This window comes from Gardnerella sp. c17Ua_118, from assembly GCF_055804255.1.
The window spans coordinates 740,514-766,930 of record NZ_JANUYT010000001.1 but is presented as its reverse complement, the minus strand read 5'-3'; the positions used below and the strand labels follow the sequence as shown (position 1 = coordinate 766,930).

Here is a 26,417-nt window from a genome sequence, read left to right as displayed (position 1 = left end):
CGTAAATTTTAGCTAACTAAACAAAAAACGTGCCGTGTATGATTCATACGTCGGCACGTTTTGTTTGAGCAATGCGACACTCCGATTTTCTACACTTCCACACCTTCCTATAGATTCGTTATAACAACAGTACAAATTTACTCATGTTTGTATTTGTTAGTTTTATAGAAAAATTGCAATATGAAAGTGCAGGTAACGAAATGAGTGGCGATGAAAAGGGGCGGTGTATTTTATTCGCGTAGTAAGCGCGACTTATCAAGTGTTACCGCAATTGTTGGAATTGCAATAATATCACTGTTTGTTTTATTGGCGATTTTTGCCGACCTTTTTACTTTTATTACAGGTAATGATCCATATAGCGAAAATCCCGATGTTTTGTCGGATTCTTCATTGCCTACAGGCATAGGCGGAATAAGCTCAAAACATTGGTTTGGCGTAACACCATTGCGCGGAATTGACTTATTTGCAATCATCTCTCACGGCGCAAGAATCTCTCTTGGAATTGGCTTAGCTTCTACTGCAATCTCCGTTGTTTTAGGAGTTGTAATTGGCGTTATTGCTGGTTATTTTGGTGGTTTTGTTGATTTTGCAATTTCTCGCATTATGGACGTGTTCTTTGGGTTCCCATTCCTAATCTTTGCGATTGCGCTTTCTGCGATTGTTCCTCAAACTTTCCCGCGTCCGCTTCTTTTAACTCTTGTAATCGGCTTTTTTGGTTGGCCTAGTATGGCGCGATTGGTACGAGGCGAAACACTTAGCCTTAAAAATCGTCATTTTGCTGTGGCTTCCAGAGTTATGGGCGCTAGTGCTTTTCATGTTTTGCGCAATCAGATTTTGCCAAACATGCTTCCAATAATCATTGTTAATACAACACTTTCTATACCAGGCCGTATTGCACTCGAAGCGGCACTTTCATTTCTTGGCGTTGGCATGAATCCGCCTTCGCCTTCGTGGGGACGCTCAATATCCGACGCAGTGCAGTGGGCATTGGTAGACCCGTGGTATTTAATATTCCCAGGTTTATCTTTGTCCCTGCTTGCGCTCGGGTTTAATATGATGGGCGATTGGCTTTCTTCAAAAATGGAGATAGCAGCATGAGCGTTTTTCTTTACATTATTAGGCGCGTTGCAAGCGCTTTGGCTGTTATTTCTGTTATTGCAATGGCAATGTTTTTGATTTTCTTTATGACTCCAACAAATCCTGCGCAGCTTATGTGCGGCAAACCTTGCACGCCTGAACGTTTAGCCCAAGTCTCTGCGTTTATGGGAACTGATTTGCCTTGGTATAGTCAGCTTTTTAACTATTTGCAGGGTATTTTTGTTGGCCGTACTTTTGGCGATTCTGCATCTGCCAGCGCAATTGTTTGCGCGGCTCCTTGCTTAGGATGGTCTTTTGCTCTTAATGAGCCTGTTACTGGTCTGATTTTTAGTCGTTTTCCAGTTACTGCATCAATCGCGATCGGCGCTGCTGTTTTGTGGATGCTAATTGGCGTATTTGCAGGCGTTTTGCAAGCTGTTAAGCGTGATTCGTGGATTGACCGCATAATCGTAGCGTTATCTTCGATTGGTATTTCGTCTCCTACCTACTTAATTGGTTTGCTGGCGATTATTGCTTTTGCGGTTTACATTCCCGTTTTTCCTACGGGCGGATATGTTAGCTTCTTTGCTAATCCTTTTAACTGGGCTTGGCATCTGCTACTCGCTTGGATTGTTTTAGCGTTGATAAATGGCGCTTTTTATGCGCGCATTACTCGTTCTACAATGCTTAGGGAATTTGGTAAAGATTATGTGCGAACTGCAAGAGCAAAGGGCATGCCCGATTCACATGTTGTACTAAATCATGCTTTGCGAAATGCGATTTTACCAATATTTACAATGTTTGGTTTAGATCTTGGCGGTCTTCTTGGTGGAGCGGTTATAACTGAGCGCGTGTTCTCTATGCACGGGTTGGGTTCGCTTCTTTTAGACGCTGTTAAGACTTTTGATTTGCAAGTTTTGGTTGGAGTTACGCTGTTTTCGGCCGCTCTTGTAATAATTGCAAATCTTATTGTTGACGTCTGTTATTGTTTGCTTGATCCTAGAGCGGCTAAAGTCGCCCTTTAAAGCGGTGATTAGTGAGCGTTAAAATCGCCAGAATAATTGCCATTAAGGTTGCAACTAAAGTCGCTACTAAAGTCTTCTTTAAATCACAATAATAAAAATTTTTAATAACTTTATAACTTTATAAAAAATTAAGGAAAAATCATGCAAAATGCACAAAATATGCAAAATTATTATCAAATCATCAAAAAAGTTAATCGTGGTTTTGCTCTAAATACATTAAGAGCAATTTCCGTAATTCTAGTGTTTTCGCTGGTTTATGCATTTTCTGCTTGCGAATCTGCTGTGCAAAGTGGTCAAAATCTACAAAAAAGACTCCCTAATGCTTCTGTGCTTAATAGCAATCCAAAAAAGGGCGGAACGCTTACGATTCTAAGCTCCGAATCAAAAATGGATTTTGATCCTGCAAGAAGTCAGGGTTTACCAATAACCTCTAATAGCCTAGTTTTCCGCGCTTTAACAACGTGGAAAGTAACGCCAAGTGGCAAAACGAGTGTTGTTGCCGATTTAGCAACAGATACAGGAACTGCTTTAGACGGCGGAAAAACTTGGAAGTACACTCTTAAAAAAGGGATTAAATACCAGGATGGAAGCCCAATAACGTCTAAAGATATTAAATATGGTCTTGAGCGTTCTTTTGCAAACTCGCTTACAGGCGGATTTGGTTACCACAAAGCGCTTTTACAAGGTGCTAAAGACTATGCCGGTCCGTTTAGTGGTAAATCTTTGGATTCGATTGAAACTCCAGACAATCAAACAATCTTTTTTAAGCTAAATGCTGCTTTTGCTAATTGGCCTTGGGTTGCGTCTTTGGCTGCATTCGCTCCCGTTCCACTAAATTCTGGTAATGCGCAGGATTATGGCAAAAGCCCAGTTGCTTCTGGACCGTACAAAATTGTTGAAAACGAAGTTGGCAAGCAAATTGTTATGGTTAGAAACACTAATTGGGATTCCAGCGCGGATTCAATTCGAGCTAATTACCCAGACAAGATAATTTGGAAGCTTGGCGTTGATCCTTCTGTTGCTGCACAATCTATGATTCAAGGCAATTCTGGTGCAGACAATGCTATTCTTGCAGATTTTGTGCCTCCAGCTCAACGCGCGCAAGCTAAAGCAAGCTACAAGTCAAGCAATCTTTTAATTACAAGCGGTGACGGAGCGTTGGAATACTTGGCCATGAACAATCGACGTATTAAAGATGTTAAGATTCGCAAGGCAATTCAGTACGCTGTAGATAAGCAGTCGTATCAGCGAGCAAAGGGCGGTGCGGTTGCTGGCGGTTTTGCAACAACGCTTATTACTCCAGGCGTAAGCGAGCGCAAAGTCTATAATCTATATTCTGCAAATCCGCGTGGGGACGTAGAAAAGGCTAAACAATTATTAAAGGAATCGGGTAAATCTAAACTAAAGTTTAGTCTTATTGCTCGCCCAGATCAGGCGCAAGTGGCATCTTCTATTCAAGCAAGCTTAAAGCGCGTTGGAATTGATGTTTCTATACGAACTGTGGATTCGCAGATTTTTACAGATATGATTACTGGCGATTCTGGCGATTATGATTTAGCTTTGTCTAAATGGCAGCCTGATTTTCCTTCTGCGTATGCAAATATTGGTCCGCTTTTTGATTCTTCGCAAATAGGCGGTGGCAATTGGAATATATCTCGCTACTCGAATCCAAAAGTGGATTCCTTGATTCGCCAAGCTGTTGGCGTTATAGATAAGTCGCGTGCAGATTTGCTTTGGCAGCAGGTTGATAAAGAGATTATGCGCGATTCTCCAATTGTTCCGCTTATTTACTCTAAGAACACTTATATTCACGGAAGCAATGTGGAAAACTTCTTCGTTGGGTCTTTCCCGGCTTATCCAAACTATGCGCGAGTTTCGCTTAGAAACTAGAAAAGGATTTAATAAAATGTTGGAAAATCGCGAAAACCCAGTGCTTAGTGTTAACAACTTGTCTATTGCGATTGGCAAAAATCAGATTACGCATAACGTATATTTAAACTTATATGCGGGCAAAATTAGCGCGCTGGTTGGCGAATCTGGTTCGGGAAAGTCATTAACTTCGTTGGCGTTAATGGGTCTTCTTTCAGGCGATTTTAGTGTTTCTGGCAAAGCGGTTATTAATACAAGCGCTAATGACAGTTTGGATTTGCTAAGCAATAATGCTCCGTATTCTTATATTCGTTCGGGGCTTATTTCAATGGTGTTCCAAGAGCCATCTACTGCATTTAATCCCGTTATGCGTCTTGGCAAGCAAATTGAAGAGGCGTTAAAATATCATCCCGAAAAGTTTGGCAAGATGAGCGCTCGCGCTAGAAAATCGCGAGTCCTTGATTCCCTTAGCGAGGTTGGCCTAAAGGATGTAAATCGCGTTTATAGGTCTTATCCGCACGAACTTTCTGGCGGGCAGCTTCAGCGCGCAATGATTGCAATGGCAATTATTAATCTACCTTCTTTGCTTATTGCAGACGAGCCTACAACAGCTTTAGATGTTACAACTCAGCGTAAGATTTTGCAGCTTTTGCGCGATTTAGCTAAAAAGCATAATATTGCGGTTTTGATTATTACGCATAATATGAGCGTTGTTAAGGCTGTTGCAAACACAGTTTATGTTATGAACAGTGGCAGTATTGTTGAAAGTGGACTAGTTAAAGATGTGTTTTCTAATCCTAAAAACAGCTATACGCGCTCTCTTTTAGACTCTATTGTTGATTTTGATATTAATAATTTAGCTAGCGAATCAACTAGCTCGGATGCTGGCGATTTTTGCGTAAACATTCAAAATGTTTCTGCCAAATATGCTAAGTCTTCTAAAATTTTCAACTCTTCCAAATCCGCAATAAGTGATTTGAACCTTAATATTTTAAAGGGGAAGACGCATGCGCTGGTTGGCGAATCTGGTGCTGGAAAAACAACGATTGCAAAGCTTATTTCTGGCCAGCTTAAGCCAGAATCTGGCAGCATAAGCATAGAGGGCCTTAATTTATACTCCGATTGCAAAAAGCACGCGAATCGCAAGATTTTAAGCAATATTGGATTCATTTTCCAAGATTCTGGCTCGGCGTTAAATCCTTTAAAAACAGTAGGCTGGAGCATTGCCGAGCCTCTTCTTGCCAATAAAAGTCTTAGCGAAGAAGAGCGCAAAAAGCGCGTGGAGTTTGTTCTTAATCAAGTGCATTTGCCATTAAGCTTAATAAACAGGTTCCCGCACGAGCTTTCTGGCGGCCAAAAACAGCGAGTTGGCATTGCGCGAGCGTTAATAAATCGTCCTTCTTTGATTATTGCAGATGAGCCAACTTCGGCGTTAGATGCAAACCATTGCCTAAAAATCTTAAATCTTCTAAGTAGCTTGCAAAAGCAGTACAACTTTTCGTGCTTGTTTATAACGCATGATTTGGCTTTAGTAAGCCGTATTGCTAGCCAAGTTAGCGTTATAAAAGGCGGAAGAATTGTTGAGCAGGGAAGCGTTAAAGATGTATTGCGTTTCCCTAAGAATTCCTACACGCAAAGCCTTATTGATGCTGTTTTGTAACGCTTATGTTTGTGCTAAAAAGTAACATAATAAGAGTCTATTAGGAGGTTTTTATGACTTCATGCGCTCCAATTGGTGTGTTTGACTCAGGGCTTGGTGGCATTTCTGTAGTTCGTCAACTTAGCGCAGCTATGCCTAACGAGCGCATTGTTTATTTTGGCGACTCTGCAAACGCGCCTTATGGCATAAAAACTCCTCAAGAAGTTCGAGATCTTAGTTTTAAGATTGTTGAGCATTTTGCAAGTCTTAATGTTAAAGCTGTTGTAATTGCTTGCAATACTGCCACTTCTGCTGCTGTTAAAGATTTGCGCGCGCATTACAATATGCCGATTATTGGCATGGAGCCTGCTCTTAAGCTTGCTTGCGATTTGGGTGGCGGCAAGCCTCAGTGCGTAATCGTTGCAGCTACGCCTTTAACGCTTAGAGAGCGCAAGTTTGCAGAACTTATGAATCGTTTTACGCAAAATCACAAGATTTTTTCTAAACCTTGCCCAGATTTGGTAGAAATTGTGGAAAATGGCGATTTAGGCAATAAAAATATTGTTATGAGCGCTTTGCACAAGTATTTTGATTCTTACGATTTAACGAATATTGATTCAGTTGTTTTGGGATGCACTCATTTTGTGTTTTATAAAAGCTACTTCCGTGAGTTTTTGCCTGATTGCGTGAATATTGTAGACGGTAATGATGGCACTATTCACCATCTTAAAAGCGTTTTAGAGTCTAAGGATTTGCTTGCGCCAAGCGAAAATAGTGGAAGCGTTGTGCTTACTAACTCCGATTCAAGTAATCGTATTGCTAAGCTAGCACAATCGCTACTTAATGGTGATTTCTGATTGTAGCTTAAATTGCGTCTTATCTAATGCGATTTTACTTGCGATTTTACTTGCGACTTATGAAAATATAGCATTGCCGTATTTGCTTAAAATAAGCAATACAAGAGCAAAAATCCAAAGCAAATCCACGATTAAATCGTAATTTAGTCGGTAGTAAGCGCTTAAAATCTTATTTTTGGATCCAATCTCTTGCACACTAAATGTTGCGTGTGTAAGTGACATAAATTGCAAAGTTGTGCAAAACATTAAAACAAGGCACCATGGGCAAAGAATTTGTATAACAAACATAGATTGCGTAAACAGCCAATAAGCGTACAAGAGTGCGCATAATCCACCAATCCAGCTAAAAGTTGCTAGCCATTTTGGAAGTTTTACTTTTGCTATTCCAACTACAGCAAGCGTTACGAAAACGCTTTCTGCTGCAATTCCAAAGAAAGCATTAGGGAAGCTTAGTTCGCCAAATCTTATGAATTCCGCTTGCCAAGATTGAGCCACTTTAGAGCACGAAACAACGGTGTTTACGTCGCATCCAAGCGCTTTATGCGGTGCGCGTGCAAGAGCTAAAGTTTCGGAAGAAAGTATTAGCGATGTTAAAAGTGCAATTGCGGATGAAATAAGCATAATCATGTAAACCCAAGCGGCAGAATGTCGCCAAGAATTCATGCGATTATTGTGGTTACCCATAAACACTCCTCAAAGCGCTAATGTATTTAGATATTGTTTAGACTTAAAACCGTTACATGCCACAGTTTACGATAATTATATGACTGTAATAGGTAGTAGTGCGAATAACGACTTTAGTTTGGATTCTAAATCGCAAGATTTAGGGTGGGATTTGCATTGTCATACTTTATATTCGGATGGCACTAAATCTCCAAAAGAATTAGTAGATGAAGCTAAAAATCTTGGACTTAGTGGAGTAGCTATTAGCGATCACGACACTACTGCTGGCTGGCATGATTTTGAAGAAGCTGCTAAAAACGCTGATTTTCCAGTTATTTTTGGATCGGAGATAACTGCTGTAGAAGGAAACATATCGGTTCACGTGCTTGCTTATAACTACAATCCAAACGACGAGTGCATTAATGAAATGTTTGCAACTACAAGAAAACGCAGATTGGAACGCACGCGCAAAATGGTTGATCTTATGTCTCATGATTTTCCGATTACTTGGCAAGATGTTCTTGCACAAGCAGGGCAAGGTGCGCTAACTACGATTGGCCGTCCGCATATTGCAGACGCTCTTGTTGCTGCAGGCGTTTTTGAAACAAGGTCACAAGCTTTTGCAGGCCCTGTTGCTCCACATGGCCCATACTACATTCCAACGCCATCTCCAAGCGTTGATGAGGTTATTAAAGTTATTAAACACGCTGGGGGAGTAAGCGTTATTGCGCATCCTGCGGATTATAGTAGGAATCTTGTTATTCTTTCGGATTCTCAAATAGAACACTATGCAAGCGTTGGTCTTAACGGTTTAGAAGTATATCATCGTGGCAACTCTTTAACGCAAAGACAAAGACTATTGGAGTTAGCAAAAGACTTGAATTTGCTTGTTACTGGTGGATCCGATTGGCATGGCAGTGGCAAGCCAAATAAAATCGGAGAAGAAACAACAAGTTGCAATGTTGTTTCTAAAATCCTAAATTACTAGATGAATTAAAATTGCGCTGTTAAAACGTTATAAACGTGTTAAGTGTTCTAGTAGTGTTCTAGCAGTGTTCTAGTAGCGTTAAAACGCGTTAAAACCAACGGTGTGAGTTGGCGTATCTCCTATAATCGCATATGCAAAAGAGTCTGCCATAATAAAAATTTTTCGATTGTTTTTATCTGTAAGATTAATCGCCTTTTCGTCTTTAATAGCGCTTTCAATAATGTTTTGTATATCTTGCTCGCTTTGATCGCTTTCAAAGCTAATAGTGTCTTTTACGTGCTTAACGCCAATTGTTACCTTCATTTTTATTCCTTAATTGTTTAGATTAATTATTGTTATTTAGTGTTTTATGCGCTTATGTATTAGTTTTGGGCGTTTGTGCTTTCACCTGTATTTGCGCTTGTTCTTGTGCTTTCTAGTTTGCTTTTTGCGTCTTTAATAGCAAGTTCTGCATCTTTTAGCATTGGAATAATAATAGTTGCTGGCTTATCTAAATCTTCATTTTTATTGCCATTATTGCCATTACTATTATTGCCATTACCATCGTTGCTATTTGTATTGACGTTTTCAACACTATTGTTACTGTCTACACCTTCGCCGCTTTCGATACGTTCTACATTACTATTTGCATCAGCTTTATCTACGAAATCATTATTGCTGTTGCTAACTTCGTTCGTTGCATTGTTATTCACATCGTTAGTTTTGTTAACGCTGCTTATAACTTGCGTTTCCAAGCCGTCTGCAATAGTGGCGGTTTTAGTGGCAGTTTCAGTGGCGTTAGTGTTGTCGTTTATAGTTATAGTTTGTTCGTATGTATTATCTTTATAGTCTTTTTGATCTTCTTGCTTGAGCGTTACAACAGTTTTTTCGTTAGTAGCGTCCGAAGATATAGTATCGTCTTTAACGGCATTATCTTTAATAGAATTATCTTTAACAATATCGTCTTTAACAATATCTCCTACAGTAAGAGAAGACGCTGGGTTTGCGCTATTATTGTTTTGATTTGCGCTTGCTGCTCTAGAATTATTTATGCGAGTAAGCTCGTGAGCAAGACGTTCCACTTGCGCTTTAAATCTCATTATTCCAGTTGTATCTGCGCGTTGCAAAGCTTGAATAAAGTCTCCAACTTGCTCCATTTGCAACCAAAGATTTGCTCGAAGCATAATCATGCTGTCTAATCTAGACCCAAGTATTCTTCCATATGCACTTAGCAAAGCGTTTCTATGCTGCTCGTTAAGCTTTGCAAAAATCCACGCTAAATCGCGAGCAGGATCGTTGATTTGCATGCTTTGCCAATTGGTTATAGCTGTAATAGTAGACCCAGAAAATAGAAAATCACCATCTTTGAATCCGCCGTGAACTGGGCAAGTGTCGAATGACCACAATCCATCAGTTTCTAAAACTCTAGACCAATTATCTGTTATTTCTGTAGGAATATGGCCTGCTTGGCGCAATCTTTTAATCCAAGACGTTAATTGCGTGCGAATTTGACCAGTAGTAAAAGAAGGATAATCGCTTTTAGTTAAAAACGACGGACTTAGTCTATGAATCGCGCCTATTGCAGTTCCAGCGTTTACACAATCATCTGTTGTAAGAAGGCTTAGTTCTCTTGCATTTCCGTTTAGATGATTACAAATAAGCACTGTTGGATTGTTAAAATCAGCTTCTCCTATTGAGTCAAAATGTAATTCGTTTTGATTTTGACTGTTAGTGGAATCTTGTTGATTTGCTTGGTTTGCATGATTAGTTTGATTTGCCTTATTTGAAAGCGACCCAGGAACAAACTTAAGCATTTCTTCGTGAGCAAATCCAAGAGCTGCAAGACCCTTAGTTTTTTGCAATACCCATGCTGCTCGCGCTCTATCGTGCAAACGTTTTTGACCTTTAGCGTTAGAGCTAACAAAAATGTCGTAAAGTCTGCCCGAAACGTCTTGAATAACAGCGTGAGATATGCCAGCAGCGGCATCGGTGGCGTTTGCCTGCTCGCTTTGGCGCGTTCCGGCGAATTGTACTTCTGGCATGACCGATGAGGCCAGCGCTACCAACTTGAATCTGCTTATCTGTGTCACAGTTCAACATTAATACAAAGCAACGAGATATAGCTAAATAGCCTTTAACCACATTAGCGTTTTATGCTTTTATTTTTTCTTTATTTGTTGTAACAATAGAATTATGATTTCTACTCAAGAGTCTTTAGAAAGCAAGAAGCGCGAATCTAACAAAAATCATGGTAAAGATTACGCACAGTCTTTGCTAGAAGGTTTAGATGATTCTCAACGCAAAGCAGCAATGGCGTTACAAGGTCCAGTGCGCATTACTGCATGCGCTGGAGCAGGTAAGACTCGCACTATTACACGAAGAATCGCGTACGCGTGTGCAAAAGGAGAGTGGGACGAAAATCGCGTTTTAGCTGTTACTTTTTCTGTAAAAGCTGCTAAAGAAATGCAAAATCGCCTTAAAAAATTAGGCGTAAATAATGCAACTGTTGCAACTTTTCATTCTGCAGCTTTACAGCATTTAAGACGAGTTTGGAATGACGTTTGCGAAGCTCCTTTTCCAAATATAATGGATGATCCAAAAAGTGTTACTGAGCAAGCATTAAGTCATTACACGGATTTTGCAGATATGACTTCTGCGCAAATAAGAGATATTGTTGCAGAAATCAACTGGGCAAAAGTTAGTCTTATTGCGCCAGATGATTACGCGCGCGCATATTCTTGCGTTAGTCGAGATCTTCCTGCAGCTCTAGACGTTAATCAATTTGTTGAAGCATATAAAGCTTACGAGTTAGAAAAAAACACAAGGAATCTTATTGATTTTAACGATTTGCTGCTTCTTGCATGCCATGTTCTGCGCGCTTTTCCTAAAGCATGTGAGAAAATACGTAGCAAAATCGGCTGGATTACTGTTGACGAATATCAGGATGTTTCTCCTCTTCAACATGAACTTCTTAAATGCTGGCTTGGTAATAATCGAAATATTTGCGTTGTTGGAGATCCTGCGCAAACGATTTATTCTTTTGCAGGAGCAAGCAGCTACGATTTACTTGAATTTCCTAACGAGTTTGCGCCGCTTTGTGCAGACATTAATCTAAATACGGATTACAGATCTACGGAACGTATTGTAGGACTTGCTAATCGGGTTCTTTCTAAGTCTGCTTTTAGATGTGATTATTTAAGACTCATGTCAAAAAATAAGGGTGGCGCTCGCGTTACTAAAACTGTTTACAACACGGATTACGACGAAGCTGTTGATGTTGCTCAACGAATTTATAATGCTGTTAAATCAGGAAAAGCGCTTCCTACGGATTTTGCTATTCTAACTCGTACTAATGCTCAACAGAATATATTTTGCAAAACTTTGGGTGATTTAGGAATACATTTTTCTGTTAGAAAAGACGCTGGCTTGCAAATTGATGTTTTAGAAAACAATTTTGAAGATTCAAACGCTAGCGATTTGAGTGATTCAAAAAAATACGTTGAAAGTGGCGATGCAAAAGACATTGACTTTGCAAAAGATGGCGGCAGTGAGCGTGAAAAAGTAGATTTAATCAAAAAATCTTTACTTCCTGTAACGATTTCTACGATTCACGCATCTAAAGGCTTGGAATTTAAGCACGTGTTTTTAATCGGCTGCAGCGAAGGTCTACTTCCATTTGGAAGCGTTAATAGAACTCAAGATGCAAACGAAGAAGAGCGCAGGCTTATGTATGTTGCAATAACGCGCGCGGAAGCAACATTGCACATATCTTATGCAATTTGCAAAGACTACGGCAACGGAATGCAAAGGTCTGTAAGCCACTTTTTAGAATAAATGCATCTTCATAATAAATGTATTTATGCAATTGTTCTAATACAAGTCACTTATAAATCAGTTGCGAATCAGTTTGTAACTTTATTCGTCGCTTTTTTGCTGATTAGAGTCTTCGTCAGAATCTGCTCCAAAATCTGTGTCAGAGTCCTTGTCAGAATCTTCTTCAGAGTCCGCATTAGAATCTTGGTTTGAGTTTTGATCGTTGTTTTCGCTATCGCTAGATGCCAATAATTTACTTAATTCGTCGTCCCAATTAACGTCTTTAAGTTTTTGCTCTAAATCGTCACTGTTCTTAAAATCTTCTAAATCAAGCATATTCTTGCTTAATTCTTCTAGATTAATGTTTGCTAAATTATTGCTATCTGTTTGTTCAGATTCTTTTTTAGTTGTGTTATCGCTATTTTGACTATTCGTATTGTTTTGACTATTAGTGTTGTTTTCGTTATTTTCGTTGTTTTTATTGTTTTCGTTATTTTTATTTACTTTATTAGTATCGTCTTTATTATCTTCTTTATCTTTATTATCCTTAGTATCTTCTTTATCTTCGCTAAAATCTGGTAATTCTGGCAAAAGATCTGGGTGGTTCCACATAGCATCGCGTTCCTCAATGCCTTTTTCGTTTGTAATCGCATCCCACATTGCAGCAGCTTCGCGCATTGCTCTAGGACGCAACTTTAATCCAGTTAAAGCTTGGAAAGTCATTTCGGAAGGGCCGCCTGCAGCGCGTTCTCTCCTTGTCATCTCTCTAAGCTGCTCAATGTGTGGAATGTGTGCCATTCCAGCACGCCAAATAACGCAATCAACCCATCCTTCGCTAAGCGCAAGAAGTGTTTCTAATCCTTTTAATGCTTGTTTTTGACCTTCTGTATCGTTTCGAGCAATATTACATAAGTCAACAGCTCCCGAAATAGACTCTGGGCTCATTCCTTCAATATCTCTAAGCTGTTCTTCCATAGCGCTTAAGTCAATCGAAATTCCAGCTGCATACTTTATTATTAGTGCTTCAAAACGAGGCATAAGCCAAGGTGCAGATGCAAACAATCGTGCGTGAGCAAGCTCTCGCAATGCTAGATAATTCATAACTTCGTTAATGTCTAATCCCCACTTTTTTGCGTAATCTATGCAATTGTAAGGAACAAGACCGCCTGCAGGGTTTTTAAGAAGTGAAATACCTTGATCAAAGCTTCCGCGAATCTCGTGAGATAAATTTCCAGCAGCATATCCTAATTGCATTGCAAAAGACGTGTTAGCAAGAAGGCTCATCATTTGTTCTGGCTTTTTTACGCCATCTGGCATAGGTATTGGCATAACGCCGTCGTATAATCCTTCTACTTCTAAGTCTTGGTCTTCTCCAAATTTTTCGGCAATAACATCCGAAAAAGCGTTACTAACCGATTTGGCAACAGGGTTTGCAAACTTAATCCACGAATCTATAGTTCCATTAACCCAGTCTTCTCTTGAAAGAACATCGGGGGTTCCAGATACTGGATTTAGATTGCAATTAGCGTCTAGCCATAAGTTTGCTTCACTTAGCGCTCTTCTTGTTGCATCTGCAACTTGTGCGTTTACTGTACCTCCATCTCCAGTTGCTTTTTGGCAAGCAAGCAATTGAGCAAGTCTTTTATTGATTGGACCTTCTTTAAGTGTTTCCGTCATCTCAAAAGGCGTGTTTAAGCCGCCATTGGCAAAGGCACTCATTAACGAATGAACTTCTTCTGGAGATGGAAGGCCTCCGTTTGAACATCTTGTAAGAATGTCATCGCGAACTTCAAAAGGAAGATTTTCAAAGTTAGACCAAGCTCTTTCTCCTTCTTCGGGGCCAAAGCAGCTAACAAGCCATTGGTGAATTTCTTCTTCGCTCATATTCAATCCTTATGAAGTTTGTACCTAAGTTAAATATATTTGCGTATATTTTATGTTTGTTTACATAGTTTTTAACTATACAGTTTTAACCACGTATAAAAGATTCTACTCGATACATGGTGATTTTTGCTAATAAATTAATAATGTGTATAACTTTTTCAAATTTTTTCAAAAACCGCATCTTGTGAGGGTTTTTAGAGTGTAGGTTATGCACATTTACATATACTATTAATTTTATGCCTAATAAGATGCCTAATAAGATTACGTACGTGTTTAATAAAATCAATAGAAATATATTCGCTACTCTTAAAAATACTGTTGGGGATCTTATTGAATATTTTTCCGCTAAGTCATTTAGGTATTTTGTTGGGTTATTTATTGTAGTTATGTCGATTATCGCGCTTTTTCTACCAAGTGCGTATGTTGTTGAAGAACCTGGGCCAACTCAAGATGTTCTAGGAAAGTCTTTTGGAAAATATGTGATTAATGTTAAAAATAGCGCTGTTAAGAATACTGACTATAAATCTTCGTCAAAAAGTGGAAAGCTTCTTTTAGTAACAGTAAATACGTCTGGAATACCAGGTTACGAGATTCCAAATATATATGCGATTGCATCTTGGTTTGATTCTAAAAAGCAAGTTTTACCTAGAGAAGTTCTTGTTCCAGTAAATCAAAACGCAAGTGATTATAAAAAAGAAACAAATAAGCAAATGACTTCTTCGCAATCTTCTGCGCAAGTGGCGGCTTTGGATTATGCGAAGAAGCATCTTAATGTGAATGTAAAAAACGTAAAAATTAAGTTGCATATAGACGATATTGGTGGACCTTCTGCAGGCATGATGTACGCTTTGGGTATTTTGAACAAGCTTACAAACACAGATTTGACTGGTGGAAAAATAATCGCTGGAACGGGAACCATTGATAACTCTGGGAAAGTTGGGGCAATCGGCGGTATTCGATTAAAGATGATATCTGCAAAAAGAGACGGAGCTAAATGGTTCTTATCGCCAAACAGCAATTGCAATGAAGTTGTTGGGAATATTCCGCAAGGCTTAAAAGTTGTAAGCGTAAAAACATTGGATGACGCATACAAAGCGTTAGTAAAAATAAAGGCTGGGAAGAATCTAGATTCTTTAAGAACTTGTAAAGCGGAAAGTGGGCGATGAGGGACTCGAACCCCCGACATCCACCGTGTAAAGGTGGCGCTCTAGCCAGCTGAGCTAATCGCCCGCTTGAAACAAGATACAGTATGGTGTGTACTAGAACGTTGATTTGTGTTTTAGGCGTGTTTTGCGCATATATCATTTGCGTGTTTGCGTGTGTTTTGTTTATGCGTCTTAACAATCGCGTAAAGTGTAATGAATACGAATCTGTTCAGGAGGTCTATTGTTTATGGCGAGTAAACCTGATACCGCGCGTAATTCTTCAGGTATTGAGCGTGTAGGTAAGCGCAAGAAGGGTTACAGCGTAGAGCAAGTTAATGATTTTCTTGAGCGTGCTCATTCTTTGTATGAATCTAGCGACATTAGTCTTACTCAAAAAGATATTCAAGACGTATCTTTCGATCTAGAAGATGAAGGATATGCTATTCCTCAAGTAGATGCTGCTCTTTCTAGATTAGAGCGTGCAGTTGTAGATAAGACTACGCAGTACGAGATTTCTAATCGCGGCAAGGTTGTTTGGAAGGCGCAAGCAGACGAAGAATATAGAGTTTTGCTTTCTCATTCCCAGCGCGATTATAAAATGCGCTTTGATTCCGCGCAATCGCGTAAGCCTTCTTACGATAAAAAACAAGTAGACAATGTTGTAAATAAGTCGCTAGATAAGATTGCTGTTCTTCTTGGATATAATCCAGTTTGGGGAAGCAGTTTAAGTGATTTAGACAAAATTGACGCAATGTTTGTTTCTAATGTTCTGTTTACTCAACGTTCTGGAAAACGGGGATATGACGAGCGTCAGGTGGATTATTATCTAAATGCTTGCGTTCGCTTATTAAGCAGACTTGAGTCTTATGATCGAGTTGCCAAGTATACAGACTTTGATCCTAGTGATTCTGTTGATTCTGCTAATTTTGGCGTTTCTGCTAAGTCTAATAATGATTTACAAGAAAATGTTGTTTCTAAAACATCTTCTGCGCCTAGTGTTGTTGAACCTAGTGTTGTTGCGCCTAGTGCTGTTGAACCTAAGGCATCTCCAGCTCCCTCTCCATTAATGCCTCCAGCAATTCCTCCATCTATTCCTGTTGAGCATCATGCACAGAAGGCGATTTTTACTCCTCACTCTGCGAGTGTTGAAGCTAGTGACGATACAGACGACGAAATGTCGCAAGCGTCTACTGTTATGCCTCCAGCATTCCCTCCGTCTTATGCTCCTAATGCTGCTTCCAATAATTCTGATGCTAACAATAATGATTTTGGCAAAGAAAAAGTTGCAGAAAACAACGCGAATGCTGCGAATAATGTTAGCGCGAATAATGCAAATGCAAATAATGTAAGTGCTAACAGTGCGAATGTGAACAATGCAAATGATTCTAAATCCATTGGAGATTTGAATCTTTCACTTCTTGCTTCGCCTAAGTTCGAGCCTTCGCAAAGTCTTAATTTAGATATTCCAGATCTTTCGTTCCCTGTTATGAACCATTTTGACACTTCGGTTGAAGATTCTTCTCGCGAAGCAAATAATGATTCAGATGATTTTGACGATACTGGCGAATCTAATTTTGGCGGATTTGTAAACCCAAATCATAATTAATAATCTATTTTTCACTTAGATTTAGGGATTATATAAGCTAAGAGTTATTGATTAATGCCGTTATATAACGATGAAGCTGTTGTTCTTAAGACTTTTCCTCTTGGGGAAGCTGATCGAGTTATTGTTATGCTCACTAAAAAGCATGGCAAGGTTCGAGCTGTTGCAAAAGGTGTAAGGCGGTTAAAATCTAGATTTGGTGGGCGCTTAGAGCCATTTATGCGTGTTAATGCACTTTTTGCAACTGGCAAAACTTTTGATGTTATTTCTCAAGCGGTTTTAGTTTCGCCTTATGCTGGTAGCATTTGTGCGGATTACAATCTGTATAGTTGTGCTAGCATGATTGCAGAGATTGCGGACGATTTAGTCTCGTCTCACGCGCAATATTCGGATTCTTGCTCACAATACAATCTTCTTATAGCTGCTTTATCTGCTCTTTCTAAAAGTTTGCATAGTGCTGAATCAATCGCGCTTTCGTACGTTTTAAGAGCATTGCAATTAGCTGGATGGTCTCCTAGGTTAAATGAGTGCGTTATTTGTTCAACACGCAATGATTTAGCCTATTTCTCGGCAGCTAGTGGTGGAGTTATGTGCTCTAAAGATCATGCTTTAGAGTCTATTAAGTGCAATGATTTAGCGCGTTTTCAAATGATTTCATTAATTAATGGCGATTGGCAAAATTTAGACGGAACAAGTATAGACGATTTAACATCTAAATGCGTTGAACAATGGTGTGAATATTGGCTAGAAAAGCCTATTAGATCTATGCGTTTAAGCGAAAAAAATTCTAATTCGCTGTATTTTGATTAGAGTTTCTATTATCTTAATGAGCGATTTTGTTAATTTTATGTTTGAATTTTATAAAATATGTCCTAGCTGTCTGATGCAATATGAATGATATCAGGCACGGGTGCTCTTTTAAGAGCTGAGAAGATTACTGTCTAACCGTTTAACGTGAATCGGGTAATGCCGACGTACGGAGTTTTCTGCAGGGTCGCCTTTGTTTGATTGGTTAAAGATGAAAGGAGACCCTAATGGGTACATCTGTTGAAGAAGAGACCGTGCGTCCATCCTTGCGCTGGAACGTGGCTGATGTTACGCTCACGGTTGTTATTGCTGTAGCTTCTGGTATTATCTTCTGGGGCATCGGCTTGATTAGTGAGCCTATTTCTGCTGCTCTTAAGCTTATTCCAGTTCCAGGCGTTAGCGCATTGTACTATGGTTTGTTCTACTTCGCTGGTCCTTTAGCTGCTATTATGGTTCGCAAGCCAGGCGCTGCACTATTCGGCGAGTTTATTGCTGCAATGGTTGAGTTGACTGTTGGTAGCCACTGGGGCGGTATTGGTACCGTTCTTCCTGGTTTTGTTCAGGGCTTGTTCGCTGAGTTTGCATTCTTGTTTGTTATGTATCGCAAGTGGAACGTTGGTTTGACTGCACTTTCTGGCGCGTTAGCTGGTTTGGGTGGAATCGTTTCAACCTATCCGTTCTACTACGCAGGTGTTCCAATCTTCGGCGCATTCATGATGATTCACACACTTTGCAGCATGATTTCTGGTGCTGTAATTGGTGGTGTAGTTATGTGGTACTTGTACAAGGGTATTGCTGCTACTGGCGCATTGAGCCGTTTTGCTTCTGGCAAAGAAGTACGCGCTTAAGTCTTAACTTTTGCTAGTAAGATTTGATTTGTGGGCGGGGAATTACCTCGCCCACTTTTGTAAAGTCGCAAATAAAAGTGGCAAATAAAGTCGCAAGTTAGCAGCGCGCAAAAGTCGCAAATAAAAGTCAAAATAAAATCACAAATCACTATAAAACAAAGGAGTTAATATGCTAAGAGTACGTCTTGAATATGTGCATCCATGGACGAATCACGCAGGTATGTATCTTGCAAGAAAGCGCGGATTGTACGCACAATACGGATTAGATGTAGAGTTTACAAGCACAGATACGGAGCGCGGAGATGTTCCAGCATGCTTGGAGCGTGGAGAAGTAGATATAGCTCTTATTCGCTTAAATCAGCTTTTGGCTCATCAAAATGGTGCAAACAAGCTAACGTCATTTGCTGTAATGAATCAATCGCAAATTGGCGGAATCATAACAAATAAAAACACGGGTATTACGCGATTTAAAGATCTAGAAGGAAAGCGCGTAGTAATCCCTATGGGCGTTAAGCGCTTATACACAGAGCTTCAGCAGGCTGTTGCTGCCGACGGAGGTGACTTTAGCAAGCTGATTACAATTGACCCAGGCCCATGGGAGCCAGACATTCGAGCTGTAGAACGCGGAATGTGTGATGCGTTTATTAACGTTGCTTGGTGGGAGCCATACCAGGGTTCGCTTCCATTTGACCAAGTTGTTGTTCTTCCATTCGATTCTATTGGCGTAGCTCCGCATCATTCTTACTATGTTTGCGCTCGCCAAGAGATGATTGAGCGAAATCCGCAATTAATACGCAACTTTGCAAGCGCAACAGTTAAGGGCTATGAACTTGCAGGAAAAGACCTGCAGGCTGGCGTTGATGCTTTGCAAAATGCGCTTTGCCATATTAGCCCAGAGGCTTTGCGCGCCTCGCTAGACGAAGTGATTCCGTCTTGGTACGACAAGAATGGTCGTTGGGGTACAGCAGACATGGCTTTGGTGGAAAACTACACTCGTTGGATGGGTGAAAATGGCCACTTAAGCGTGCCTCTTGATTGCGCGCTAAAGAGCCTAGAAAGCGGATGCGTAACAAACGAGTATTTGCCAGAATAGTCGGCCAGCATGTGCTTGAATCGCAAGCAACCGTGCATAAGCTAGTTGGTGTCAAATAATCTGCGAAAAACAATGAGCCTGTAGTAAATAATTTGGAGCGAATATGGAAAACGAAAGCAACGACCCTCAGCTAGATATTGTTGCTCAAAGATGGGCAAATGTTGATTTAGATGAGGCAAATATTGTGTGTTCTCTTTTAGAGAATCCGCTAGAAGCTGATTGCGTTTTAAGCCATAGTTTGCGCCCGATGGCTGCAGGTTCATTGATTCGCGCGCATTACAAAGATGATTCGCCAAAAAAATCGCAAAGTTTAGACGTTTATATTAAAAGATGCAGCACAAAAGTTAGGCAAGCAAGCACAATTAGGCCGTATCATCGTTTTGCTGAGCATCTTTTAAAAAATAAAATAAGCACGCCAAAGTACTTGTATTTTAACAAAAATAGCGAGTTTTTAGGTTTAGAAAAGAATACTGCTGGCGATATTTGTGGCGATACTTCTGGCAATATTTACGTAGACGGCACTCTTCTTGTAATAGGTGATTGCGCTTACGAAGTGACTTTAAAAGCTAGCGGAGAAGATAGATACAAAGACGCGTACACTTGGGATCCGCCTAAAACGTGTGAAGAAGCCAAAAATCTTGGAGTAATGATGGCAAAAATCGCCTTAGCTTCGCAAAGTTTTGACGAGCCAAATCCTAAGGAAATCAACGCTTTTCAATCAAGATTTAGTCTTTGTGCAAGCGAAGATGTGCAAAAAGCTGCAGAAGTTTGGTTAAAAAATAGACCTGATTTAGCAAAATTCTTAAAAGAGCAGAATCGTGATTTTGTAAAAGATTTAAGTGAATTTGCTCCAACATGCAAAAAAATTTACGATTTGGGGTATGTGAATCTAAAAAAGCAGTGGACTCATGGAGATCCGCATATATCTAATTTTATGTGGAAAGATAGCTCTCCAAGCGCAGTATTTGACTTTGGAATGGCGTATAAAAACACAGCAATCTACGATTTGGCAATGACTTTAGAACGCAACACAATTCAATGGGTAGATATTGCGAATGGCAAAAAAGATTCATTTAGAACAGACTTAGCAGAAGCAATTTTGCAAGGATATGCTAGCGTTCGGCCATTAACAGATGTTGAAAAAGAGCTGCTTCCGCTTGTTTTATCTGTAAGTCAAATCGAGCAATGCGTAGAATTTGTAGACTATTACTTAAAGTCTAATGGATCTTACGATTTTAAGATTTGGGGCTATGATACTGGATTCTTAGATCATGCTAGATGGTACAAATCTTGCTTTGGAGAGCAATACTTAAACGCTTTAATAGAGATTTTGCGAGAAATATAGAGGATTTTAGTGGATTTTTTACTTGATTTTGCATGCTTTTATTTAGCTTTGCAAAACGCTTTAGCTATTCGTTCAATGGGGTTGTTAGATTTTAACTATGAGTTTTGAAAACGTTGATTACACTTCGTTAAATATTCCAGCGGCTCCATTTAGTGATCCTAGCCGTGTGCCAGATTTTCCTAAAGGCAAAGTTCCTCGACATGTAGGCGTGATTATGGACGGCAATGGGCGTTGGGCTAAAGAGCGCGGAATGATTCGCACCGAAGGGCATAAAGCGGCGGAACCAGTGGTTTTTGACACTATTGCAGGTGCTATAGAAGCAGGTGTTCGCTACTTGAGCTTGTACACGTTTTCTACGGAAAATTGGAAGAGATCTCCTCAAGAAGTGCATTTTTTGATGGGATTTTCTAGAGATATTATTCACCGCAGAGTTGCGCAAATGAACGAGTGGGGAGTGCGCGTGCGCTGGGCTGGAAGACGGCCTAAATTGTGGAAGTCTGTTATTGACGAGTTGGAAAAAGCTCAAGAAATCACAAAAAATAATACTACAATTGACGTTGTTTTTTGCTTAAACTATGGTGGTCGCGCGGAAATCGCAGACGCTTGCGCGGCAATTGCTAGGGAAGTTAAAAGCGGCAAAATTAAGGGCGATCGCATTAGCGAGAAGATGATTGCGGAGCACTTGTATAATCCAGATATTCCAGATTGCGATCTTGTGATTCGCACTTCGGGAGAGCAGCGCACAAGCAACTTTTTGCCTTGGCAAGCGTCTTATGCGGAGCTTGATTTTGTGCCAGAACTCTTCCCAGATTATGGTCGCGAAGCGCTGTGGAGGTCAATTGACCGTTATGCGCATCGCGACCGCAGGTTTGGTGGCGTAAAAACCGCTTAAACTTATTTGTTAGTAGAATTAATTTATTAGTCGCAAGCTAGCCATGCGCAAGCTGCAACAACGGCTGATTCAAGTCCACGATTTAGAGTTGGTTGCAAATCTGGAGCAAAAGCTGGATTGTGGTTTCCTGGAGCATTTTTCATGTCTTCAAATCCACCTAATCCCCAGTATGCGTAAGGTGTATTGAAAGCATTTGCAACAATAGAAAAATCTTCAGAAGCAGACTGTTTGCTGATTTGTACAGAATTTTCACCAAAATATTCGTCGAAAGCTTCGCGCACGCGATAAACTGATGCTTCGTCATTATTGGTTAATGGATAGCGGTCATAGTATGTAAATTCTGGTTCCTTTGGGCATCGTGCTAGATTGCACTCTCCGCGCACAATTCGCTCAATGGCAGAGTGAACAAATTTTTGAGTATCTTCGCTGTATGTTCTAGTATTAATCAAAAGTTCCGCATCGTCTGGAATAATGTTTGACTTACTTCCAGCGTTTATTGCGCCGACTGTAACTATTGCGTAATCTTTAGCAGCTACTTCACGAGATACAATCGTTTGCAATTTCAACACAATAGACGAAGCTAAAACCACAGGGTCAACGCTTAATTCTGGCATAGATCCATGAGATCCTTTACCAAAAATGTGTACGCGAATTGAAGATGCGGTAGTTAAAAATGCTCCTGATTTAATACCAACTGTTCCTGCAGGAATTGCTGCAAGTACATGCTGACCAAGATAAACATCTGGCTTTGGGATAATGCGTGTAATGCCATTTTCTACCAAGCTTTTTGCGCCTTGAGCTGTTTCTTCTCCTGGTTGAAACACTCCAATGTAGGTTCCATGCCATGCTTCTTTATGATTGTTAAAAGCTTGTAAAGCTCCAAGTAAACTTGCAATATGAAAATCGTGACCGCAAGCGTGTGAAACTCCAACTGTTTTACCATTTTCATCTTGTGTTGTAACTGTTGAAGCGTAGTCTTTTCCTGAATTTTCTGTAACAGGAAGAGCATCGATATCTGCTCGCATAGCAACAATGGGACCTTTGCCGTTTTTAATCTCTGCCACAACGCCTGTTTTGCCAACTCGCTTTGTTTCAATTCCATCTTTAGTAAGAATATCTATGATTTCTTGTGCTGTATGCGTTTCTTGCATAGATAATTCAGGATGCTGATGCAGGTATTTATACTTCTTTTCTCTATCTGCTTGAGTTTCTTTTATGTTGGACAATATTTGCTTAACTGATTTAATTTGCAGCATTAATTTCTGCTTTCTTATTGTGCTTATTACAATTTAGCTCTATTTTATGTTTTATTTATAAATTATTTATTAACAAATTACTTGTTTTCGCGTTCTTCAAGAATCTTGTCTACAAGAGCAGCTTTTGCGTCTATTTGGCCGCTAAAACCAGGGCGAATGTCTAGTTTTAATATAACGCCTGTGCGGTAGCCTTTTTCTACAAGAACCATAGTTGCGTCTTTTACAACGCGCATAACGTCGTCGAATTCGCCTTCGATGTTTGTAAACATTGCGTTTGTTTCGTTTTTTAATCCAGAATCACGAATCACTTTAACGCAATCTGCTACGTATTCGCTAAGTTCTTCGCCAACTCCGCTAGGAGCAATGCATAATGCTGCAACTGTATTAGTTTTGTGGGAATTTTTGTTATTGTAAGTATCGCAAGTATCGCGAGTCTTGTTATCATTAGTCTTTTCAACATTGTTTTCGCTCATTTTAAGTCCTTTCAAAATACAAATGCGTATGAAAAATTATGCTTATACATTATTGTATTCGTTTAGCTTATATATGTAGCTTTATATGTTTATGTAGCTTTATATGTTGCGTTAGCGTCACAGGGTTTTTCTATAATAAACACCGTTTCACCCGAATTTTCTAGATTTACGAAAAAGGTGTATTGTGGCTGTTTCAAAACTTGATGAAGTTGTGTCGCTGGCTAAGCGTCGTGGATTTGTGTTTCCAGCTGGAGAGATTTACGGCGGAACTCGCTCCGCGTGGGATTATGGCCCTTTGGGCGTTGCGTTAAAAGATAACATTAAGCGCGAATGGTGGCGTTATATGGTCACTACTCGTGGCGATGTTGTTGGCGTAGATACGTCTGTTATTTTGCCTTCTCAAGTTTGGGTTGCGTCTGGTCACGTTTCTGTGTTCAACGATCCTCTTATTGAGTGCTTGAATTGCCATAAGCGCCATCGTGCGGATAAGCTCGAAGAATCTTATGCCGAAAAGCATGGCGATAAAATGCCAGAAAATGGCTTAAAAGACATTGCTTGCCCAGATTGCGGAACTCGCGGAAATTGGACGGAGCCTCGCGATTTTAACATGATGCTTCGCACTCATTTGGGGCCAGTAGAAGACGAAAACAGCTTGCATTATTTGCGACCAGAAACAGCGCAAGGTATTTTTGTTGATTTTAAGAACGTTATGACTTCTACTCGTCAAAAGCCGCCATTTGGCATTGCGAATATTGGTAAGTCTTTCCGTAACGAGATTACGCCTGGAAACTTCATCTTCCGCACTCGCGAGTTTGAGCAGATGGAAATGGAGTTCTTCGTAGAGCCTGGAACAGACGAAGCTTGGCATCAGTATTGGATTGATACGCGCGTAAATTGGTATGTTGATTTGGGCGTAAAGCCAGAGAATTTGCGCATGTATGAGCATCCTAAAGAGAAGCTAAGCCATTATTCCAAGCGCACTGTAGATATTGAATACAAATTCGGCTTCCAAGGATCTGACTGGGGAGAGCTTGAAGGAATTGCAAACCGTACCGACTACGATTTGTCTGCTCACGCTAAGCATTCTGGCGAGGATTTGAGCTACTTTAATCAGGCTACTGGCGAAAAGTACGTGCCTTACGTTATTGAGCCTGCTGCTGGTCTTACGCGCTCGCTTATGGCATTTTTGGTTGATGCTTACGATGTTGACGAAGCTCCAAACACTAAGGGTGGAGTGGATAAGCGTACGGTTCTTAGACTTGATCCTCGCTTGGCTCCTGTTAAGGCTGCTGTTTTGCCATTAAGCAAGAAGCCAGAATTGCAATCGGTTGCTCAAGATTTGGCTGCGGATCTTCGACAGCATGATTGGGTTATTGACTACGATGAGGCTGGTGCTATTGGTCGCCGCTATCGCCGCGAAGACGAGATTGGTACTCCTTTGTGTGTAACAGTTGACTTCGATACTTTGGAAGATCATGCTGTAACAATCCGCGAGCGCGACACTATGCAACAAGAGCGTGTTTCCTTAGACAAGGTTGCAGATTACGTAGCAAGCCGCATTAACGAAAAGCGCGTTAAGTATCCGCAAGGTCCTGTAGAGATTGTTGGAGCTCGTGCTGCAGACGGCGGTGTGGATGTTTCTAAGGAAAGCGGCGTTGACGAGTCGCAGCCTGTAAAGATTGCTCAAGCTGGCGGATTGTACTAATAAGTATTTAGTAAAAAGTCGCTAGTGAAAAGTCGCGTAAAATCGCCAGCAAAAATATATCTAGCAAAAATATTAAAGTGAATGGAGTTAAAGCAATATGGATTTTTCTATTAAACCAGTGGATTTAGGGAAAATTCATATTGCAACTCCTGTTGTTTTATCTCCAATGGCTGGTATTACTAACTGGCCTTTTCGCGTGATTTGCCGAGAGTACGGGCCAGATGGCTTGTATGTTGCAGAAATGATTACTGCACGCGCACTAGTCGCAAGAAATCCAAAAGCCTTGCGTTTATGCCGTTTTGCGCCTAGCGAAAAAGTGCGCTCCTTGCAACTTTACGGAGTGGATCCTTTAATTGTGGAGCAAGCTGCTCGAATTGTTGTTGACGAAAATATGGCAGATCACGTTGACTTAAACTTTGGCTGCCCAGTTCCTAAAGTTACAAGGCGCGGTGGCGGATCTGCTCTTCCTTGGAAAACGGATTTGCTTCAAGAGATTTTGCATCGCGTTGTAAGCGTGTGTAATCCAGCAGGAATCCCAGTTACAGCTAAATTCCGCGTTGGAATTGACGAAGACCACGAGACTTTTATGCAAGCTGGTCATATTGCGCAAGAAGAGGGTTGTGCGGCTGTTACTTTGCATGCGCGTACGACTGCAGAATATTATGGTGGCCATTCCGATTGGAGCCGTATTAGCGAGCTTGTAGAGGCTTTAGATATTCCTGTTTTTGGTAATGGAGATATTTGGGGCGCGGATGACGCTCTTGCAATGTTTAAAGAAACAGGATGTGCAGGCGTTGCGATTGGCCGCGGATGCCAGGGGCGTCCTTGGATTTTTGCTGATATTCGTTCTGCTTGCAATGGCAGCGATAATCGCGTTAATCCAAGTCTTGGCGAAGTTTGCAAAGTGATTTTAAGGCATTTGGAGCTTCTTGTTGACTTTTATGATGGCGACGAACGAATGGCAGTTCATGACTTGCGAAAGCATATTGCGTGGTATTTGAAAGGCTTCCCAGTTGGAGGAGGAACTCGCAAAAGCTTTATGGAATGCGAGTCTATTGAGGATGTTCAACGCAATATTGATGCATTGGATTTATCGCTTAAGCTTCCTGAGCAGGTTTTAGACACGCCGCGCGGCCGAGTTCGTTTTGCTAAAAAAGTTCATTTGCCATATGGCTGGTTGGATTCAAGAATTACCACTAGCGAGGAGCGCAAAGAGCTTTTTGGCAATGACCCGATGGATGCTAGCTACTAGCGTTTTTCTAGAGTTTTCTAGGGTTTAGCGGCTGTTAAAAATGGCGTCTAAGCTATTGCTTAATGTTCAAAACTTTTGTTGGTAAAACGCCTTAAATATTTGCGTATAGCACGGTGTATTATCGAATCGGTGACATTTTTTAAGTTTTTATTTGTAAAACGTCGCCATTATCGAGCGTTTTGCGCTAAAGTATTGCGTAAAACG

At 40.5% G+C, this 26,417-nt stretch carries 22 protein-coding genes, 1 tRNA gene and 1 riboswitch; of the genes, 16 read left to right on the top strand and 7 right to left on the bottom strand.

The window, feature by feature from the left end; genetic code table 11:
- Window positions 1-210 precede the first annotated feature (210 nt).
- The 5 genes from NYP69_RS03175 (at window position 211) to murI (ending at window position 6,467) form a co-directional block, all read left to right on the top strand.
- Window positions 211-1,098 carry an ABC transporter permease gene (locus tag NYP69_RS03175; RefSeq protein WP_004130389.1) on the top strand — a complete coding sequence of 296 codons (888 nt, stop codon included), beginning with the start codon at window positions 211-213 and terminating at the stop codon, window positions 1,096-1,098.
- The gene (locus NYP69_RS03170; RefSeq protein ID WP_473410583.1) at window positions 1,095-2,102 is read left to right on the top strand and encodes an ABC transporter permease; all 1,008 of its coding nucleotides are present in this window, start codon (window positions 1,095-1,097) and stop codon (window positions 2,100-2,102) included. The genes NYP69_RS03175 and NYP69_RS03170 overlap by 4 nt, the downstream gene beginning before the upstream one ends.
- 141 nt (window positions 2,103-2,243) lie before the next feature.
- The gene (locus tag NYP69_RS03165) at window positions 2,244-3,992 is read left to right on the top strand and encodes an ABC transporter substrate-binding protein (protein WP_473410582.1); all 1,749 of its coding nucleotides are present in this window, start codon (window positions 2,244-2,246) and stop codon (window positions 3,990-3,992) included.
- Window positions 3,993-4,008: 16 nt separating this feature from the next.
- Window positions 4,009-5,631 (top strand): ATP-binding cassette domain-containing protein, encoded by a 1,623-nt coding sequence (locus NYP69_RS03160; protein WP_060785570.1) that lies wholly within the window; start codon window positions 4,009-4,011, stop codon window positions 5,629-5,631.
- A gap of 53 nt (window positions 5,632-5,684) precedes the next feature.
- Entirely contained in the window at window positions 5,685-6,467 is a 783-nt protein-coding gene (murI, locus tag NYP69_RS03155) for a glutamate racemase (RefSeq protein ID WP_004132627.1), read from the top strand.
- Window positions 6,468-6,524: 57 nt separating this feature from the next.
- Here murI and NYP69_RS03150 read toward each other — a convergent pair whose 3' ends face one another.
- Window positions 6,525-7,151 carry a vitamin K epoxide reductase family protein gene (locus tag NYP69_RS03150; protein WP_473410581.1) on the bottom strand — a complete coding sequence of 209 codons (627 nt, stop codon included), beginning with the start codon at window positions 7,149-7,151 and terminating at the stop codon, window positions 6,525-6,527.
- A gap of 79 nt (window positions 7,152-7,230) precedes the next feature.
- Here NYP69_RS03150 and NYP69_RS03145 point away from each other — a divergent pair, with 79 nt between their 5' ends.
- A complete protein-coding gene (locus NYP69_RS03145) occupies window positions 7,231-8,118 on the top strand; it encodes a PHP domain-containing protein (protein WP_004130377.1) in 888 nt (295 codons plus the stop codon).
- Between the two features lie 78 nt (window positions 8,119-8,196).
- Here NYP69_RS03145 and NYP69_RS03140 read toward each other — a convergent pair whose 3' ends face one another.
- Both NYP69_RS03140 and NYP69_RS03135 read right to left on the bottom strand, forming a co-directional pair.
- Window positions 8,197-8,421, bottom strand: a complete 225-nt coding sequence (locus NYP69_RS03140; RefSeq protein ID WP_004130375.1) for a DUF3107 domain-containing protein — start codon at window positions 8,419-8,421, stop codon at window positions 8,197-8,199.
- 59 nt (window positions 8,422-8,480) lie between these two features.
- Window positions 8,481-10,139, bottom strand: coding sequence for a phosphotransferase (locus tag NYP69_RS03135; RefSeq protein WP_473410579.1), 1,659 nt, complete (start codon window positions 10,137-10,139; stop codon window positions 8,481-8,483).
- Window positions 10,140-10,290: 151 nt separating this feature from the next.
- Between NYP69_RS03135 and NYP69_RS03130 the strand changes: the two genes are divergently transcribed.
- The gene (locus NYP69_RS03130; RefSeq protein ID WP_473410578.1) at window positions 10,291-11,931 is read left to right on the top strand and encodes an ATP-dependent helicase; all 1,641 of its coding nucleotides are present in this window, start codon (window positions 10,291-10,293) and stop codon (window positions 11,929-11,931) included.
- Window positions 11,932-12,012: 81 nt separating this feature from the next.
- On the opposite strand, the gene NYP69_RS03125 is transcribed toward NYP69_RS03130, so the two are convergent.
- Complete coding sequence (locus tag NYP69_RS03125; RefSeq protein WP_473410577.1) at window positions 12,013-13,794, bottom strand: zinc-dependent metalloprotease; 1,782 nt, start codon at window positions 13,792-13,794, stop codon at window positions 12,013-12,015.
- 248 nt (window positions 13,795-14,042) lie between these two features.
- Here NYP69_RS03125 and NYP69_RS03120 point away from each other — a divergent pair, with 248 nt between their 5' ends.
- Window positions 14,043-14,960, top strand: a complete 918-nt coding sequence (locus tag NYP69_RS03120) for a YlbL family protein (RefSeq protein WP_414101435.1) — start codon at window positions 14,043-14,045, stop codon at window positions 14,958-14,960.
- Here NYP69_RS03120 and NYP69_RS03115 read toward each other — a convergent pair.
- A tRNA-Val gene (locus tag NYP69_RS03115) sits at window positions 14,951-15,024 on the bottom strand. The genes NYP69_RS03120 and NYP69_RS03115 overlap by 10 nt on opposite strands.
- A 162-nt stretch (window positions 15,025-15,186) precedes the next feature.
- Here NYP69_RS03115 and NYP69_RS03110 point away from each other — a divergent pair.
- The 6 genes from NYP69_RS03110 to NYP69_RS03085 all read left to right on the top strand — a co-directional run bounded on the left by NYP69_RS03110 (window position 15,187) and on the right by NYP69_RS03085 (window position 21,527).
- Window positions 15,187-16,545, top strand: coding sequence for a DivIVA domain-containing protein (locus NYP69_RS03110; RefSeq protein WP_101889664.1), 1,359 nt, complete (start codon window positions 15,187-15,189; stop codon window positions 16,543-16,545).
- Window positions 16,546-16,599: 54 nt separating this feature from the next.
- A complete protein-coding gene (gene recO / locus NYP69_RS03105; protein WP_115793815.1) occupies window positions 16,600-17,352 on the top strand; it encodes a DNA repair protein RecO in 753 nt (250 codons plus the stop codon).
- Between the two features lie 86 nt (window positions 17,353-17,438).
- Window positions 17,439-17,540, top strand: a riboswitch (TPP riboswitch).
- A 36-nt stretch (window positions 17,541-17,576) separates the two neighbouring features.
- Window positions 17,577-18,197, top strand: a complete 621-nt coding sequence (locus NYP69_RS03100; protein ID WP_004130359.1) for an ECF transporter S component — start codon at window positions 17,577-17,579, stop codon at window positions 18,195-18,197.
- Window positions 18,198-18,366: 169 nt separating this feature from the next.
- A complete protein-coding gene (locus NYP69_RS03095) occupies window positions 18,367-19,290 on the top strand; it encodes an ABC transporter substrate-binding protein (RefSeq protein ID WP_473410576.1) in 924 nt (307 codons plus the stop codon).
- A 103-nt stretch (window positions 19,291-19,393) separates the two neighbouring features.
- Complete coding sequence (locus NYP69_RS03090) at window positions 19,394-20,635, top strand: phosphotransferase enzyme family protein (protein ID WP_473412917.1); 1,242 nt, start codon at window positions 19,394-19,396, stop codon at window positions 20,633-20,635.
- Between the two features lie 97 nt (window positions 20,636-20,732).
- Window positions 20,733-21,527 carry an isoprenyl transferase gene (locus tag NYP69_RS03085; protein ID WP_016635710.1) on the top strand — a complete coding sequence of 265 codons (795 nt, stop codon included), beginning with the start codon at window positions 20,733-20,735 and terminating at the stop codon, window positions 21,525-21,527.
- Between the two features lie 26 nt (window positions 21,528-21,553).
- Here the strand turns inward: NYP69_RS03085 and NYP69_RS03080 are convergent, their stop codons facing one another.
- The gene (locus NYP69_RS03080) at window positions 21,554-22,783 is read right to left on the bottom strand and encodes a M20 family metallopeptidase (RefSeq protein ID WP_346284098.1); all 1,230 of its coding nucleotides are present in this window, start codon (window positions 22,781-22,783) and stop codon (window positions 21,554-21,556) included.
- Window positions 22,784-22,860: 77 nt separating this feature from the next.
- Window positions 22,861-23,256 (bottom strand): MTH1187 family thiamine-binding protein, encoded by a 396-nt coding sequence (locus NYP69_RS03075; RefSeq protein WP_346284099.1) that lies wholly within the window; start codon window positions 23,254-23,256, stop codon window positions 22,861-22,863.
- A gap of 184 nt (window positions 23,257-23,440) precedes the next feature.
- Here NYP69_RS03075 and NYP69_RS03070 point away from each other — a divergent pair, with 184 nt between their 5' ends.
- Together NYP69_RS03070 and dusB are read left to right on the top strand one after the other, a co-directional pair.
- Window positions 23,441-24,961, top strand: coding sequence for a glycine--tRNA ligase (locus tag NYP69_RS03070; protein ID WP_004130346.1), 1,521 nt, complete (start codon window positions 23,441-23,443; stop codon window positions 24,959-24,961).
- A gap of 97 nt (window positions 24,962-25,058) precedes the next feature.
- Window positions 25,059-26,213: a tRNA dihydrouridine synthase DusB gene (gene dusB, locus NYP69_RS03065; protein ID WP_004130345.1), complete on the top strand. Its 1,155-nt coding sequence runs from the start codon at window positions 25,059-25,061 to the stop codon at window positions 26,211-26,213.
- The last annotated feature ends 204 nt before the right edge of the window (window positions 26,214-26,417 follow it).